This window comes from Streptosporangium sp. DT93, from assembly GCF_049844535.1.
GTDB lineage: Bacteria > Actinomycetota > Actinomycetes > Streptosporangiales > Streptosporangiaceae > Streptosporangium.
On the sequence record NZ_JBNCLF010000106.1, the window covers coordinates 1 to 263 of the forward strand.

Consider the following 263-nt stretch of genomic DNA (forward strand, 5'->3'; position numbering starts at 1 on the left):
GTGGTCCGCGAGCGGATGACGACCCAGGACGTCGAGGCGATCACGCCGCAGACCCTGATCAACATCCGCCCGGTCGTGGCGTCGACCAAGGAGTTCTTCGGCACCTCGCAGCTGTCGCAGTTCATGGACCAGACCAATCCGCTGGCCGGCCTGACGCAGAAGCGGCGCCTCAACGCGCTGGGCCCGGGTGGTCTGTCGCGTGAGCGGGCCGGCTTCGAGGTCCGCGACGTGCACCCCTCCCACTACGGCCGGATGTGCCCGAT

The 263-nt window shown here is 68.8% G+C and carries 1 protein-coding gene; it reads left to right on the forward strand.

The features are described from left to right. Positions 1–263 (forward strand): hypothetical protein (locus ACLQ2R_RS39680; protein ID WP_425966566.1); only part of this gene is annotated, 263 nt, incomplete at both ends.